The following is a 13,357-nucleotide window of genomic DNA, read 5'->3' as shown; positions in this document are numbered from 1 at the left end:
GGCACTGCGAACACACGAGGGTGTCACGCCATTGTGCCGATCCTCCTGTCCAACTGTAGACGGTTGCCAAGACGATATTGCTCAATCGATAAATATCGTTTGATCGATATCACCTTCCGCACTCAAGGCATCGACTTTACTCCGGCACGCCCTGGATGGTTCCGGCTTCAGTCTCTGCGCCCCCGAGGTCGGCGACAAGCCATCTGGCGGCTGCCCGGCAAAAAAAAGCTGGCGACCAGTGCCAGCGACAGTCCGGGCAACCCTGTTATTATCGGCGCCTGTTTTTCACGCCATCTTCCTTCAGCAGATCACGAGCGAATTCATGAGCACTGACAAGACCAATCAGTCCTGGGGCGGCCGCTTCAGTGAACCCGTCGACGCTTTCGTCGCCCGCTTCACCGCCTCTGTCACTTTCGACCAGCGCCTGTATCGCCACGACATCATGGGCTCGATCGCCCACGCCACGATGCTGGCCAAGGTCGGCGTGCTCACCGATGCCGAGCGCGACAGCATCATCGATGGCCTGAAGACCATCCAGGGCGAGATCGAGGCCGGCAGCTTCGACTGGCGCGTGGACCTGGAAGATGTGCACATGAACATCGAGGCGCGCCTGACCGACCGCATCGGCATCACCGGCAAGAAACTGCACACCGGGCGCAGCCGCAACGACCAGGTGGCCACCGACATCCGCCTGTGGCTACGGGACGAGATCGACCTGATCCTGGCTGAAATCACTCGCCTGCAAAAAGGCCTGCTGGAGCTGGCCGAACGCGAAGCCGAGAGCATCATGCCGGGTTTCACTCACCTGCAGACGGCCCAGCCCGTGACCTTCGGCCACCATATGCTGGCCTGGTTCGAAATGCTCAGCCGTGACTACGAGCGCCTGGTGGATTGCCGCAAGCGCACCAATCGCATGCCCCTGGGCAGCGCTGCACTGGCCGGCACCACCTACCCGATCGACCGCGAACTGACCTGCCAACTGCTGGGCTTCGAGGCTGTCGGTGGCAACTCCCTGGACAGCGTTTCGGACCGGGACTTCGCCATCGAATTCTGCGCCGCCGCCAGCGTGGCGATGATGCACCTGTCGCGCTTCTCCGAAGAGCTGGTGCTGTGGACCAGCGCGCAATTCCAGTTCATCGATCTACCGGACCGTTTCTGCACCGGCAGCTCGATCATGCCGCAAAAGAAAAACCCCGACGTGCCGGAACTGGTACGGGGCAAGAGCGGCCGTGTATTCGGCGCACTGATGGGCCTGCTGACCCTGATGAAGGGCCAGCCCCTGGCCTACAACAAGGACAATCAGGAAGACAAGGAACCGCTGTTCGACGCCGCCGACACCCTGCGCGACTCGCTGCGAGCCTTCGCCGACATGATCCCGGCCATCAAGCCCAAGCACGCCATCATGCGCGAGGCGGCCCTGCGCGGTTTCTCCACCGCCACCGACCTGGCGGACTACCTGGTACGCCGTGGCCTGCCGTTCCGTGACTGTCACGAAATCGTCGGCCATGCGGTGAAGTACGGCGTGGAAACCGGCAAGGACCTGGCGGAAATGAGCCTGGAAGAGCTGCGCAAGTTCAGCGACCAGATCGAGCAGGACGTGTTCGCCGTGCTGACCCTGGAAGGCTCGGTGAATGCCCGCAACCACATCGGCGGTACTGCACCGGCCCAGGTCCGGGCTGCCGTGATTCGCGGCCAGGCGCTGCTGGCCAGCCGCTAAGCCAAAACCCAAAGCGCCCGCGCCGGCAACCCTTTGCCGGCGCGGGCGCTTGCATTTTCGCCGCCTATTTCCCGGAGCGCCTGGCGCTGATCAGCGCAGCCTTGTCAGCGGCGATGCGCCTGGCGTTGGGTGTCTGCTCCAGGCGTTCCAGCAAGGCCTTCGCTTTCGGCATCTCGGCCAGGAAATCAATCCCGAACAACTTGTCCCCGACTACCAGGGCCAGGTTCACGCTGTACTGGAAATACAGGTCCGCCAGGCTCAGGCGAGTGCCCGCCACATAGGGCTCGAACCTGGCGTGCCGGCGCAACGCGGCAAAACCTTGCAGCAACTCGATCCCAGCCTTCTCCTTGATCGCCTCGGGTACCGTCACACCAAAGAACACCTCGGGAAAACAGGCCCGGGCCGGCAACTCGATGTACAACTCGATTTCCTTGGCCAGCGCCAGCACCTGGGCCCGCTCGAACGCATCTTGCGGCAACAGGGCAGGCTCGGGCTGGACCTGCTCCAGGTAGTCGAGGATCACACTGGTCTCGCTGATGAAGCCCCGCTCCACCTCCAGCACCGGGACCTTGCCTCGCGGGCTGATGGCCAGCGCCGCTGGGCTCTGGCCGGCGTAGAACAACACCTCCTCGAAGGGCAGGCCCTTTTCCAGCAAGGCCAGCTTGACCATGTTGTAGTAGTTGCTGATGGCAAACCCATAAAGCTTGTACATCCCATAGCCTCCAGGCCGTGCAGGGGTTGGCAGGGCTTTTTTATAGAAGGTTAATCCCGCTCTGGCCAGCAGCACCCCACCCCTGAATGCGAGTAAACTGGCGACCTTTCCTTGAGGAGCCTGCCATGAGCGAGCCAACCGAAATCGACATCGACGAAGAAGAGTTCGCCGAAAACACCCTGATCGAAGCCATCGAGAACCAGATCGAAAGCGACAACCCGCCGGCGGCCAAGGCCACCTTCAACAAGCTGACCCTGGTGGGTTACGAGCGGGAAGAGATCCTCAACCTGATGGCCCACGTCCTGGCCATCGAGATCGATGCGATCCTCGAGGAAGACCGCGCCTTCGACACCCAGTGGTACGAAGCGGCCTTGCGCGCCCTGCCGGAACTGCCTCCCGAAAAGCAGTGAGCCGCCCTGCAGGGGCGCGCCCGACCCCAGCGCTCCTGCACTCGATACGACCCGTTGCCCCCGCCCTGGCTACACTGCAACCACCCTGCGGCCAAACACCGCTGCCCCCGGGTGTAAAAGTCCTCAGCGAACGCTGGACACGCCGCGCATCTGCGGTCACCTTAAGAACGCTGACCTCTCATTCCTAGAAAGTCTGGAGTCCTTATGTCGTATACCCCTGAGTTGGTTGCCGAACTGGAAATCCTTGCACTCTTCAACCTGGACAACTCCCAGGAAGGCCTGAAAATCCATCAGACCGCTGCCCCTTCTGCCATCGCCGCCGCCCAACGCCTGTTCGACAAGGAACTGATCACCCAGCCCGATGGAGGCTACCTGACCAGCCTTGGCCGGGATGCCGCCGAGCACGCCCAGGGCCTGCTGACCATCCTGAGCGTCAAAGAAACCGCCTGATCACTGCGCCTCAGCCTGCGGGGTTCCCGTCTGTCGGATTCCGTAGGCAACCTCCCGCCAATACGCTAGAAATCTGGCGTCAAAAAACAAAATCAGTTTAAGACTCACCCCTGTCTGACGGTAAACTGCTCGCCGTCCCTAATACCGTCACGTTCAGGCTCCGCTTGAAATGCCCCATACCCATGAAATCCGCCCCGACCTGGATGAAGGAATCGATCGCAAGGTTCTCAGCCAACTGCGCGCCCGTTTTCTGAGTCTCAATGAAGGACGCATGGCCCGGGCCATGGAGGGCTTGTCGACCCGCCAGCAAGTGGTCCTCAACCTGCTGCCGCTGTTCTTTCACGTCAATCACCCGCTGCTGCCCGGTTACGTGTCCGGCGCCACTCCAGCGGGGTTGTCCAATTACGAGCCCGACCCGCAGGCGCTGGCCGAAGCCCAGCGCCTGACCCGATCCTTTTCCTACAAGGCTCGCCATGGCAACCCGCCCCGGCCGATTCATGGGCTATTCCTCATGGGCAGCCTGGGCACCCTGGCCCAGGCCGATCAAAGCGACATGGATGTCTGGGTATGCCACGCTCCGGATCTTGGCGAAAACGAGCTGGCCGAGTTGCAGAAGAAATGCCAGTTGCTGGAAACCTGGGCGGCCGGCCAGGGCGCAGAAGCGCACTTCTTCCTGATCGAGCCGAGCCGCTTTGTTCGCGGAGAACGGGACACCCAACTGAGTTCGGATGATTGCGGCACCACCCAGCACTACCTGCTGCTGGACGAGTTCTACCGCACCGCTATCTGGCTGGCCGGGCGCACGCCCCTGTGGTGGCTGGTGCCGGTGTACGAAGAGTCCCGCTACGAGCAGTACATTCACACACTGCTGTCCAAGCGTTTTGTTCCCGCCGAGGAGAATCTGGACCTGGGCCACATGGCGCGCATCCCTCCCGGCGAGTTCATCGGCGCCGGACTCTGGCAGTTGTTCAAGGGCATCGAATCGCCCTACAAGTCAGTGCTCAAGCTGCTGCTGATCGAGGTCTATGCCAGCGAGCACCCCAAGGTCCATTGCCTGAGCCTGCGCTTCAAGCAGGCCGTATTCGCCAACCGCCTGGACCTGGACGAGCTGGACCCCTACATCGTGGTCTACCGGCGCATCGAGGAATACCTCAAGGCCCGTGGCGAAACCGAGCGCCTGGAACTGGTGCGACGCAGCCTGTACCTCAAGGTCAATCGCAAACTCACCACCGCTAACGCGGGCCGAAGCCCGAGCTGGCAGCGGGCACTGCTGGAGCGCCTGGCCAACGAATGGGGCTGGGATCAGCGCCAATTGGCCCTGCTGGACAGTCGCAGCCAATGGAAGGTGCGCCAGGTCGGCGCCGAACGCCGGGCCCTGGTCAACGAGCTCAACTACAGCTATCGCTTCCTGACCCAGTTCGCTCGCACCGAGCAGGCCGCCAGCCTGATCAACAAGCGTGACCTGAACGTACTGGGCCGGCGCTTGTACGCCGCCTTCGAACGCAAGGCGGGCAAGATCGAATTCATCAACCCGGGCATCGCCCCGGACCTGGCCGAAGACACCCTGACCCTGGTGCAGTCGCCAAACAAGAAGGAACCTGGGCAGGTCCACTGGGGGCTGTACAACGGCAACCTGACCGCCCTGGAGTGGGAGCATTTCGCGCCCATCAAGCGCAGCCGCGAACTGCTGGAACTGCTCACCTGGTGCCATCGCAACGGGGTGATCGACAGCAGCACCCGCCTGGCGCTGCACCCCGGCAGCAGCGACCTGAGCGAATTCGAGCTGTTCAACCTGCTGGGCAGCCTGCAACAGACCGTTGCCCTGCCACTGACCACCGTCAGCGAAGAACAACTGCTGCACGCCAGTGTGCCCGCCGAGGTGCTGATCCTGGTGAACGTCGGCGTCGACCCGCTCAAGCACCACCGCGACCTGAACATCCTCATGACCACCGAGCGCACCGACTCCCTGAGCTACGCCGGGGTGCGCGAAAACCTGGTGCTGACCCTGGACCAGGTCAGCCTCAACAGCTGGAATGAAGTCATGGTCGGGCGTTACGACGGCGAGCATGCGCTGCTCGATTGCCTGCGCACCTACCTGAACAATCTGCCAACCGCACCGCAACCGCGACTGCGGGTACGCTGCTTCTGCCACAACCGCGCCCAGTTCATCGCCCAACGGGTGGAGGGGCTGTTCGAAACCGCCCACAGCCTGCTGCTCAGCCAGCTCAACTACCGCTACCTGATCCAGGTGCAACAGCACTATCACGTTCTCGAGCTGGTGCCCGGGCAGGTCCGGCATCGGGCCCTGGCGACGCTGGCGGCGCTGCAGGAATACCTGGGTCAGGAGCAGGCCGGCTACAGCCCCCTGCACCTGGACCCGAACGCCCTGGAAGATCATGACCTGGCGCTGATCCTGCCCATGGGCCAGCCGGGCTGCATCCAGGTGTTCTACCGGATCATCGACAGCCAGGCGGAACTCTATGTGCTCGACGAGCACAACGCCCTCTGGCAGCAGACCCTGCCCTATCACGACGAACAGAGCCTGCTGGTGCCTTTGCAGCGATTCCTGCAATCGATTCTCTACCGCCGCGAAGCACTGCTGCCCATGGACAACAGCCAAGGCGAGAAACCTTTAGACACACTCTACTTGCAGATATTGCCCTCAGGCACCGGTCGGGCACGCCGGGTAGAGGCGAGGCCAGCGCCGCTGACACCTGTCGACAAAGCCTTTTATGACGTGCAGGCAATTATCGGCAAGGCCGCACCAGGGCAGGTGCACGTCTCGCTGTACTGCAATCAACGGGAATTTTCCGAACTGGAATATGGCGACCAGCTGTTCAGCGCGGTAGCCCAGGAAATTGTCTCGCAGCGCCGCGAACCGGAGCGCTATCGCTGCTACATCACCGACCTTGACCTGTCCGGCCTGCTCGGTGATGTGCAAAGCCCGAGCATTCTCTACCTGCGTTACAAGGCCAGCCTGGAGCGCGCGCTGAACGACGCGCTCGAGCAGGCCTAGCCAGGCATCAGAGGTGGAAGTCGCCTGCGGCTTCCGGCTGGTATTCCACTTCCAGCAGGGTCAGCTTCAGGGTCTTGCCACCCGGCGCCGGCCAGTCGATGTACTGACCGACCTGCAGGCCCAGCAGGGCGCTGCCCACTGGGGCCAGGATCGAGATCTTGCCTTCATCGGCGTTCGCGTCCTGTGGATAGACCAGAGTCAGGTGGTAGTCCTTGCCGCTGCTTTCTTCACGGCAATGCACGCGCGAGTTCATGGTAACGACACCGGCCGGGACCTCATCGTGGCCCACCAGGGTTTCGGCACGATCCAACTCGGTTTGCAGTGCAATGACGCCTGGCAGCGAGTCGTCCAGGCTGTCGATCAGACGTTCCAGACGTTGCACGTCAAGGCGGGTAAGGATGATGGATGGTGCAGTACTCATGATCCTGGCTGACTCCTATTTTTTCTGCACAAAAAAGCAAAACCCCGCCAAATAAGACGGGGTTCTCACCGGCCTCGATGTAGCGAGGCGAAGCTGGACACTATCACAGCACACTGAATAAACAAACCGTACGGGTACGAACCTACAACCCCGTTGGCGCGACGCTCTGTTTGCGCTGCAGCGCCTGGGCGCAGATCGCCCGCCGTCGTTCATCATCCGCCGAACGCCATTCGCGGATGTCCTCCACATGCCGGAAACAGCCTCGGCAGACCTTTTCCTCATCGAGGCGGCACAGGCTGATGCACGGCGAACTCACCGCCGGACTGACGTTGCTGTAAAGCGGTTTGGGCGGCCGGGCCGCGGCGGGCTGCGTCACGTGATCAGAGCCCTTCGAACTCAAGCTTGATGCCGGCCTGCTCAAGGACAATGCGCTCGAGCATCTCTCCCAGTTGCTCTTCGCTCTTGTCGCACATCCAGCGTTCGCTTTCTTCGTCGTAGTCGAAGTGAAAACCGCCGGAGCGGGCGGCCAGCCACAGTTGGCGCAAAGGCTCCTGGCGGCTGAAGATCACCTGGCTGGCGTTGTCGAACTTGACGGTGAGTACCCCGGCCGAGCTCTCCAGATCGATATCCAGATCACTCTCATCGAAAATATCCTCCAGCGTCTGCTGGGTGGCATCCACCAGGTCGTGGAAACGGGCTTCAGTCAAACTCATTGCGGGAACCTCGAAAAGTGTCTACTCACGCTCAAGCGCCGCAAGATACGGGCGCTCCCCGGCGAATGCAAAGGATACCGAACGGGCGGACAAATGCGATGCGCAATCCGCCAGGCGCGACTCAAGAGCCTTCTCCGGCCCCTGGGCAAAGGCCCGCTGGACGGGAGTTACGCTGCATAGGCAAGCTGCCGGGTGGCCGGTATACTCGGGCGCAATTTACGCATTCTCAAGGATTTCGCCATGAAGCGCCTGATCTCTTCCCTTGCTGCGCTCGTCGCGGTTGCCTGCCTTGTTACCGCCTGCGGCCAGAAAGGCCCGCTGTATCTGCCCGATGACAGCAAGTCCCCTGAAGAACAGGCGAAGTCGCAGTCGCACAAGCACGACACCTACTAAGGGCCCGCCATGGACGCTTTTAACTACCGCGACGCAGAGCTGTTCGCGGAAGGCGTAGCCCTGTCCGCCATCGCCGAGCGCTTCGGCACGCCCACCTATGTCTATTCCCGTGCCCACATCGAAGCCCAGTACCTGGCCTATGCCGAGGCACTGGCCGGCATGCCCCATCTGGTCTGCTTCGCGGTCAAGGCCAACTCCAACCTGGGTGTACTGAATGTCCTGGCCCGGCTGGGCGCCGGTTTCGACATCGTCTCCCGGGGCGAGCTGGAACGGGTCCTGGCTGCAGGTGGCCAGGCCGACAAGATCGTCTTCTCCGGCGTCGGCAAGACCCGCGACGACATGCGCCGTGCCCTGGAAGTAGGCGTCCATTGCTTCAACGTCGAGTCCGCCGAAGAACTCGAGCGCCTGCAGCTCGTGGCCGCCGAGCTGGGCGTGCGCGCGCCGATCTCGTTGCGGGTCAATCCCGACGTCGATGCCGGCACCCACCCGTACATTTCCACCGGACTCAAGGAAAACAAGTTCGGCATCGCCATTGCCGCCGCCGAGGATGTGTACATCCGCGCAGCGCAACTGCCCAACCTGGAAATCGTCGGCGTCGACTGCCATATCGGCTCGCAACTGACCACCCTGGAACCCTTCATCGACGCCCTCGAGCGCCTGCTGGACCTGGTGGATCGCCTGGGTGAATGCGGCATCTACCTGCGCCACATCGATCTGGGGGGTGGCCTGGGCGTGCGCTATCGCGACGAAGAGCCGCCGCTGGCCGCCGACTACGTCAAGGCCGTGCGTGAACGCCTGGAAGGTCGCGACCTGGCTCTGGTGTTCGAACCGGGCCGCTTCATCGTGGCCAACGCCGGGGTGCTGCTGACCCGCGTCGAGTACCTCAAGCACACTGAACACAAGGACTTCGCCATCGTCGACGGCGCCATGAACGACCTGATCCGCCCGGCGCTCTACCAGGCCTGGATGGATGTCAGCGCCGTACGCCCGCGTGGTGGCGAGCCACGCACCTACGACATCGTTGGCCCGATTTGCGAAACCGGCGACTTCCTCGCCAAGGGACGAACCCTGGCCCTGGCCGAGGGCGACCTGCTGGCGGTGCATTCCGCCGGTGCCTATGGTTTCGTCATGAGCTCGAACTACAACACCCGCGGCCGTGCCGCTGAAGTACTGGTCGATGGTGACCAGGCTGTTGAAGTGCGTCGCCGCGAGACGGTAGCCGAGTTATTTGCTGGCGAAAGCCTGCTGCCGGAGTAAGACCATGCTGCTGCGCTTTACCAAGATGCACGGCCTGGGCAATGACTTCATGGTCCTCGACCTGGTCAGCCAGCACGCGCACATTCTGCCCAAGCACGCCAAGCAATGGGGTGATCGCCATACCGGAATCGGCTTCGATCAGTTGCTGATCGTCGAGGCTCCGAGCAACCCGGATGTGGATTTCCGCTATCGGATCTTCAACTCCGACGGCTCCGAGGTGGAGCAGTGCGGCAACGGTGCCCGCTGCTTCGCCCGTTTCGTACTGGACAAACGCCTGACCACCAAGCGCCAGATCCGGGTGGAAACCAAGAGCGGCGTGATCGAACTGGATGTACGCAACGACGGCCAGATCAGTGTCAACATGGGCGCGCCGCGCCTGGTGCCGGCGGACATTCCCTTCGAGGCACCCGCCCAGGCCGACAGCTACACACTGGAGGTCGACGGCCGCCAGGTCCCACTGGCCGCCGTGTCCATGGGCAATCCCCATGCCGTACTGCGGGTGGAGGACATCAACAGCGCGCCGGTGCACGAACTGGGCCCGAAAATCGAACATCACCCGCGCTTTCCAGCCCGGGTCAATGTCGGTTTTCTCCAGGTGCTGGACCGTCAGCGCGCGCAGTTGCGCGTCTGGGAACGCGGCGCCGGGGAAACCCAGGCCTGCGGCACCGGAGCCTGCGCCGCTGCAGTGGCTGCGATCAGCCAGGGGTGGATGGATTCGCCCCTATTGATCGACCTGCCGGGCGGACGCCTGTCCATTGAATGGGCAGGCCCTGGCCAACCGGTGATGATGACCGGCCCGGCAGTGCGCGTATACGAAGGACAGGTGCGTCTATAAGTGAGCGAAATCCATGACTGATCAGCCGCAGGTTCCCGCCGAAACGCCCGCCCCATCAGCGCCAGAAAACCTGGAGGCGGCGGCCGTCGCCGCCTACCTGGAGGCTCATCCGGACTTCTTCGTCGACCACGAAGAGCTGCTTCCGGCCTTGCGCATTCCTCACCAGCGCGGTGACACCGTCTCGCTGGTGGAGCGCCAGATGAAGATCCTGCGCGAGCGCAACATCGAAATGCGCCATCGCCTGTCACAACTGATGGACGTAGCCCGGGACAATGACCGGCTGTTCGACAAGACCCGCCGCCTGATCCTTGCGCTGATGGACGCCAGTAGCCTGGAAGAGGTGGTGATGAGCGTCGAGGACAGCCTGCGTCAGGACTTCCAGGTGCCCTTCGTCAGCCTGATCCTGTTCAGCGACAGCGCCATGCCGGTGGGTCGCTGGGTGTCCACCGCCGAAGCCCAGGGCGCCATCGGCGGCCTGCTGACGGAAGGCAAGAGTATCTGCGGCAGCCTGCGCGAACACGAACTGGATTTTCTCTTCGGCGAAGAGCAGCGCAAGCAGATCGGCTCCACCGCCGTGGTCGCCGTGGCGCACCAGGGCATGCACGGCGTCCTGGCCATCGCCAGCCGTGACCCGCAGCACTACAAGAGTTCGGTGGGCACCCTGTTCCTCAGCTACATTGCCGAGGTCACGGGCCGCGTGCTGCCGCGCTTCACTCACTCGCTGCGCTCGGTACGCTGACCATGCACCAACAGCTGGACGCCTACTGCGCGCACTTGCGCAGTGAGCGCCAGGTGTCGCCCCATACCCTGCAAGCCTATCGGCGCGACCTCGACAAGGTGCTGGGCTTCTGCGACAAGCAGCAGGTGCAGCGCTGGAACGACCTGGATATCCAGACCCTGCGCAGCATGATCGCGCGCCTGCACCAACAGGGGCAGTCGTCCCGCAGCCTGGCTCGCCTGTTGTCCGCCGTGCGCGGGCTGTATCACTACCTGAACCGCGAAGGGCTGTGCGATCACGACCCGGCCAACGGCCTGGCCCCGCCCAAGGGCGAACGGCGCCTGCCCAAGACCCTGGACACCGACCGCACCCTGCAGTTGCTCGATGGCGCCGTGGAAGATGACTTCCTGGCCCACCGCGACCAGGCAATCCTGGAGCTGTTCTACTCCTGCGGGCTGCGGCTTTCCGAGCTGACCAGCCTGAATCTCGAGCAGTTGGACCTGGCGGATGGCCTGGTGCAGGTCCAGGGCAAGGGCAGCAAGACCCGGGTCCTGCCGGTGGGCAAGAAAGCCCGCGAGGCTCTGGCGCTGTGGCTGCCGCTGCGAGCCCTGAGCAACCCGCCGGACAGCGCCCTGTTTGTCAGCCAGAAAGGCCGGCGCCTCGGACCACGTGCCATTCAACTGCGGGTCAAGGCCGCCGGCGAACGTGAGCTGGGGCAGAATCTGCACCCGCACATGCTACGCCATTCCTTTGCCAGCCATTTGCTGGAATCCTCGCAGGACCTGCGCGCAGTGCAGGAGCTGCTGGGGCATTCGGACATCAAGACCACGCAGATCTACACCCACCTGGACTTCCAGCATCTGGCAGCGGTGTACGACAGCGCCCACCCACGGGCCAAACGCACCAAAGGCGGTGAGTAATGACCATCAAGCTGATCACCTTCGACCTCGACGACACCCTGTGGGACACCGCCCCGGTGATCGTCAGTGCCGAAGCCACCCTGCGCCAGTGGCTGACGGAGCACGCGCCGAACCTGGGGGCCGTGCCGGTGGAGCATCTCTGGGCCATTCGCGAGCGGGTGTTGAACCACGAGCCGACTCTCAAGCACCGGATCAGCGCCCTGCGCCGGCGGGTGCTGTTTCATGCCCTGGAAGAAGCCGGATACGACCACGCCCAGGCCAACCGGCTGGCCGACCAGAGCTTCGAGGTGTTCCTCCATGCCCGCCATCAGCTGGAGGTCTTTCCCGAGGTGCTACCGACCCTGGAGGCCCTGGCCAATCACTTCGCCCTGGGCGTGGTCACCAACGGCAACGCCGATGTGCGCCGCCTGGGGCTGGCGGACTACTTCAAGTTCGCCCTGTGCGCCGAGGATATCGGCATCGCCAAGCCCGATGCCCGGCTGTTCCAGGAAGCCCTGCAACGGGGCGGGGCCACACCCGACACCGCCGTGCATATCGGCGACCATCCGGGTGACGACATTGCCGGCGCCCAGCAGGCTGGCCTGCGCGCCATCTGGTTCAACCCTGCCGGCAAGGCCTGGGAGGCCGAACGCGCCCCAGATGCCGAGATTCGCAGCCTGACCGAGCTGCCACGGCTGCTGGCCAGCTGGAAATAAGGCAGCGGCTTGCGGCCTCAAGCCTCAAGCCTCAAGCCTCAAGCCTCAAGCTGCCAGTTTCGGGCCTCCGGGTTCAAGCTTGTAGCTTGTAGCTTGTAGCTTGCCGCTTGCCGCTTAAAGCTGCTTTTTCTGCGGCCCATGAAAAAGCCCGCAGCGACGGCGGGCTTTTTCAGCAAGCAAGTAGCAAGGCTCAGATAGGCCGGCTGCCGTACTTGTTGTCAGGCTTCTTGGGCGGATCGGCGACCACGTTGGCCTCGACTTCCTGCACTTTACCGCCACGGGCCAGGAACTCTTCCATGGCACGGGCCAGCGCATCACGCTCCTTGTTCTTGGCTTCGACGCTTGGCAGTTCGTCTACCGAGACCGCAGCCTTGGCCTTGCCTTTGGCTGTCGGCGCTGGTGCATCACCACCATCGTCTTCCGCCACATCGTCGGCGGCCGCTTCAAGACCTTCTTCGGTATCGTCTTCGTCACCTACTTCGAGGTCGTCGTTTTCCAGATCATCGTCGCTCATGTTCTACCTCATGACTTGCGAAAAGCAGATTAGTTATAGCCCAGCTGTGCCGACTGTCGAAGGCCGCTGGAAAAAAATCAACATCCACTGATATTCAGCGGCTTATGCCTTATCACCGTGCAAGGTGGCAAGGACTTTGCGAGCACCGCCCTGATCACGATGCTCGCCCAGATAAACACCTTGCCAGATGCCTAACGCCAGACGCCCCGCCGCTACCGGCAAAGTCAGCTGACAGCCTAGCAAACTGGCCTTGAAGTGCGCCGGGAGGTCGTCCGCACCTTCGTCGTCATGTTCGTACCCGGCCATGCCTTGAGGCACCAGGGTGTTGAAGAAACGCTCGAAGTCGCGCCGGACCGCCGGATCGGCATTCTCGTTGATGGTCAACGAGGCCGAGGTATGTTGCAGCCACAGGTGTAGCAGACCCACTCGACATGCCTTCAACTCAGGCAAGCCGGCCAGCAACTCGTCCGTCACCAGATGAAAGCCCCGGGGCCTGGCCCGCAGGGTAATCAGGGTCTGTTGCCACATACCGTTCTCCACGCTTCGGCGCGCATTCTAGCGCGCTCAGGGAAAAAACAAAGCGCCG

Annotated in this window: 17 protein-coding genes; 11 read left to right on the top strand and 6 right to left on the bottom strand. The window is 62.8% G+C overall.

From position 1 onward, the window contains the following. The first annotated feature begins 99 nt into the window (after positions 1–99). Positions 100–333 carry a hypothetical protein gene (locus U873_RS36785; protein WP_157838125.1) on the top strand — a complete coding sequence of 78 codons (234 nt, stop codon included), beginning with the start codon at positions 100–102 and terminating at the stop codon, positions 331–333. Continuing rightward, entirely contained in the window at positions 323–1,717 is a 1,395-nt protein-coding gene (gene argH / locus U873_RS0125230; RefSeq protein WP_025130888.1) for an argininosuccinate lyase, read from the top strand. The genes U873_RS36785 and argH overlap by 11 nt, the downstream gene beginning before the upstream one ends. 64 nt (positions 1,718–1,781) lie before the next feature. Here the strand turns inward: argH and U873_RS0125225 are convergent, their stop codons facing one another. After that, the gene (locus U873_RS0125225) at positions 1,782–2,429 is read right to left on the bottom strand and encodes a glutathione S-transferase family protein (protein ID WP_025130887.1); all 648 of its coding nucleotides are present in this window, start codon (positions 2,427–2,429) and stop codon (positions 1,782–1,784) included. A 125-nt stretch (positions 2,430–2,554) separates the two neighbouring features. Between U873_RS0125225 and U873_RS0125220 the strand changes: the two genes are divergently transcribed. The 3 genes from U873_RS0125220 (at position 2,555) to U873_RS0125210 (ending at position 6,305) form a co-directional block, all read left to right on the top strand. Beyond that, positions 2,555–2,839: a hypothetical protein gene (locus U873_RS0125220; RefSeq protein ID WP_025130886.1), complete on the top strand. Its 285-nt coding sequence runs from the start codon at positions 2,555–2,557 to the stop codon at positions 2,837–2,839. A gap of 204 nt (positions 2,840–3,043) precedes the next feature. Beyond that, on the top strand, positions 3,044–3,289 hold the full coding sequence (locus U873_RS0125215; RefSeq protein ID WP_025130885.1) for a TIGR02647 family protein: 246 nt from the start codon (positions 3,044–3,046) through the stop codon (positions 3,287–3,289). 169 nt (positions 3,290–3,458) lie between these two features. Beyond that, positions 3,459–6,305: a class I adenylate cyclase gene (locus U873_RS0125210; protein ID WP_025130884.1), complete on the top strand. Its 2,847-nt coding sequence runs from the start codon at positions 3,459–3,461 to the stop codon at positions 6,303–6,305. Positions 6,306–6,312: 7 nt separating this feature from the next. Here U873_RS0125210 and rnk read toward each other — a convergent pair whose 3' ends face one another. The 3 genes from rnk to cyaY all read right to left on the bottom strand — a co-directional run bounded on the left by rnk (position 6,313) and on the right by cyaY (position 7,439). Further along, on the bottom strand, positions 6,313–6,726 hold the full coding sequence (gene rnk / locus U873_RS0125205; RefSeq protein WP_025130883.1) for a nucleoside diphosphate kinase regulator: 414 nt from the start codon (positions 6,724–6,726) through the stop codon (positions 6,313–6,315). Between the two features lie 142 nt (positions 6,727–6,868). After that, entirely contained in the window at positions 6,869–7,102 is a 234-nt protein-coding gene (locus U873_RS35455) for a DUF1289 domain-containing protein (protein WP_081818712.1), read from the bottom strand. Positions 7,103–7,106: 4 nt separating this feature from the next. After that, entirely contained in the window at positions 7,107–7,439 is a 333-nt protein-coding gene (gene cyaY, locus U873_RS0125200; protein ID WP_025130882.1) for an iron donor protein CyaY, read from the bottom strand. Between the two features lie 240 nt (positions 7,440–7,679). Between cyaY and U873_RS35445 the strand changes: the two genes are divergently transcribed. From U873_RS35445 to U873_RS0125170, 6 genes are read left to right on the top strand one after another with little or no spacing between them, the layout of a single operon-like run. Beyond that, a complete protein-coding gene (locus U873_RS35445; protein ID WP_016966948.1) occupies positions 7,680–7,832 on the top strand; it encodes a lipoprotein in 153 nt (50 codons plus the stop codon). 9 nt (positions 7,833–7,841) lie between these two features. Next, entirely contained in the window at positions 7,842–9,089 is a 1,248-nt protein-coding gene (lysA, locus tag U873_RS0125190) for a diaminopimelate decarboxylase (RefSeq protein ID WP_025130881.1), read from the top strand. 4 nt (positions 9,090–9,093) lie between these two features. Next, complete coding sequence (gene dapF / locus U873_RS0125185) at positions 9,094–9,924, top strand: diaminopimelate epimerase (RefSeq protein WP_025130880.1); 831 nt, start codon at positions 9,094–9,096, stop codon at positions 9,922–9,924. Between the two features lie 13 nt (positions 9,925–9,937). After that, positions 9,938–10,663: a DUF484 family protein gene (locus U873_RS0125180; protein WP_025130879.1), complete on the top strand. Its 726-nt coding sequence runs from the start codon at positions 9,938–9,940 to the stop codon at positions 10,661–10,663. Between the two features lie 2 nt (positions 10,664–10,665). Then, positions 10,666–11,562, top strand: coding sequence for a tyrosine recombinase XerC (gene xerC, locus U873_RS0125175; RefSeq protein WP_025130878.1), 897 nt, complete (start codon positions 10,666–10,668; stop codon positions 11,560–11,562). Further along, the gene (locus U873_RS0125170; protein ID WP_025130877.1) at positions 11,562–12,257 is read left to right on the top strand and encodes an HAD family hydrolase; all 696 of its coding nucleotides are present in this window, start codon (positions 11,562–11,564) and stop codon (positions 12,255–12,257) included. Before xerC ends, U873_RS0125170 begins: the two co-directional genes overlap by 1 nt. A 190-nt stretch (positions 12,258–12,447) precedes the next feature. On the opposite strand, the gene sutA is transcribed toward U873_RS0125170, so the two are convergent. Together sutA and U873_RS0125160 are read right to left on the bottom strand one after the other, a co-directional pair. Further along, positions 12,448–12,771 carry a transcriptional regulator SutA gene (gene sutA / locus U873_RS0125165; protein WP_025130876.1) on the bottom strand — a complete coding sequence of 108 codons (324 nt, stop codon included), beginning with the start codon at positions 12,769–12,771 and terminating at the stop codon, positions 12,448–12,450. 102 nt (positions 12,772–12,873) lie between these two features. Continuing rightward, positions 12,874–13,299: a secondary thiamine-phosphate synthase enzyme YjbQ gene (locus tag U873_RS0125160; protein ID WP_025130875.1), complete on the bottom strand. Its 426-nt coding sequence runs from the start codon at positions 13,297–13,299 to the stop codon at positions 12,874–12,876. Positions 13,300–13,357 lie beyond the last annotated feature (58 nt).

It is taken from the genome of Pseudomonas sp. PH1b (assembly GCF_000633395.1).
Lineage (GTDB): Bacteria > Pseudomonadota > Gammaproteobacteria > Pseudomonadales > Pseudomonadaceae > Aquipseudomonas.
Note: the sequence above shows the minus strand (reverse complement) of the source record. Positions and strands in the feature narration are given on the sequence as shown.

What these genes read in the sequence shown, in the direction of transcription:
- argH (WP_025130888.1), top strand. Translation starts at nt 323, where the DNA reads ATGAGCACTGACAAGACCAATCAGTCCTGGGGCGGCCGCTTCAGTGAA.
- U873_RS0125225 (WP_025130887.1), bottom strand. Translation starts at nt 2,429, where the DNA reads ATGTACAAGCTTTATGGGTTTGCCATCAGCAACTACTACAACATGGTC.
- U873_RS0125220 (WP_025130886.1), top strand. Translation starts at nt 2,555, where the DNA reads ATGAGCGAGCCAACCGAAATCGACATCGACGAAGAAGAGTTCGCCGAA.
- U873_RS0125215 (WP_025130885.1), top strand. Translation starts at nt 3,044, where the DNA reads ATGTCGTATACCCCTGAGTTGGTTGCCGAACTGGAAATCCTTGCACTC.
- U873_RS0125210 (WP_025130884.1), top strand. Translation starts at nt 3,459, where the DNA reads ATGCCCCATACCCATGAAATCCGCCCCGACCTGGATGAAGGAATCGAT.
- rnk (WP_025130883.1), bottom strand. Translation starts at nt 6,726, where the DNA reads ATGAGTACTGCACCATCCATCATCCTTACCCGCCTTGACGTGCAACGT.
- cyaY (WP_025130882.1), bottom strand. Translation starts at nt 7,439, where the DNA reads ATGAGTTTGACTGAAGCCCGTTTCCACGACCTGGTGGATGCCACCCAG.
- U873_RS35445 (WP_016966948.1), top strand. Translation starts at nt 7,680, where the DNA reads ATGAAGCGCCTGATCTCTTCCCTTGCTGCGCTCGTCGCGGTTGCCTGC.
- lysA (WP_025130881.1), top strand. Translation starts at nt 7,842, where the DNA reads ATGGACGCTTTTAACTACCGCGACGCAGAGCTGTTCGCGGAAGGCGTA.
- dapF (WP_025130880.1), top strand. Translation starts at nt 9,094, where the DNA reads ATGCTGCTGCGCTTTACCAAGATGCACGGCCTGGGCAATGACTTCATG.
- U873_RS0125180 (WP_025130879.1), top strand. Translation starts at nt 9,938, where the DNA reads ATGACTGATCAGCCGCAGGTTCCCGCCGAAACGCCCGCCCCATCAGCG.
- xerC (WP_025130878.1), top strand. Translation starts at nt 10,666, where the DNA reads ATGCACCAACAGCTGGACGCCTACTGCGCGCACTTGCGCAGTGAGCGC.
- U873_RS0125170 (WP_025130877.1), top strand. Translation starts at nt 11,562, where the DNA reads ATGACCATCAAGCTGATCACCTTCGACCTCGACGACACCCTGTGGGAC.
- sutA (WP_025130876.1), bottom strand. Translation starts at nt 12,771, where the DNA reads ATGAGCGACGATGATCTGGAAAACGACGACCTCGAAGTAGGTGACGAA.
- U873_RS0125160 (WP_025130875.1), bottom strand. Translation starts at nt 13,299, where the DNA reads ATGTGGCAACAGACCCTGATTACCCTGCGGGCCAGGCCCCGGGGCTTT.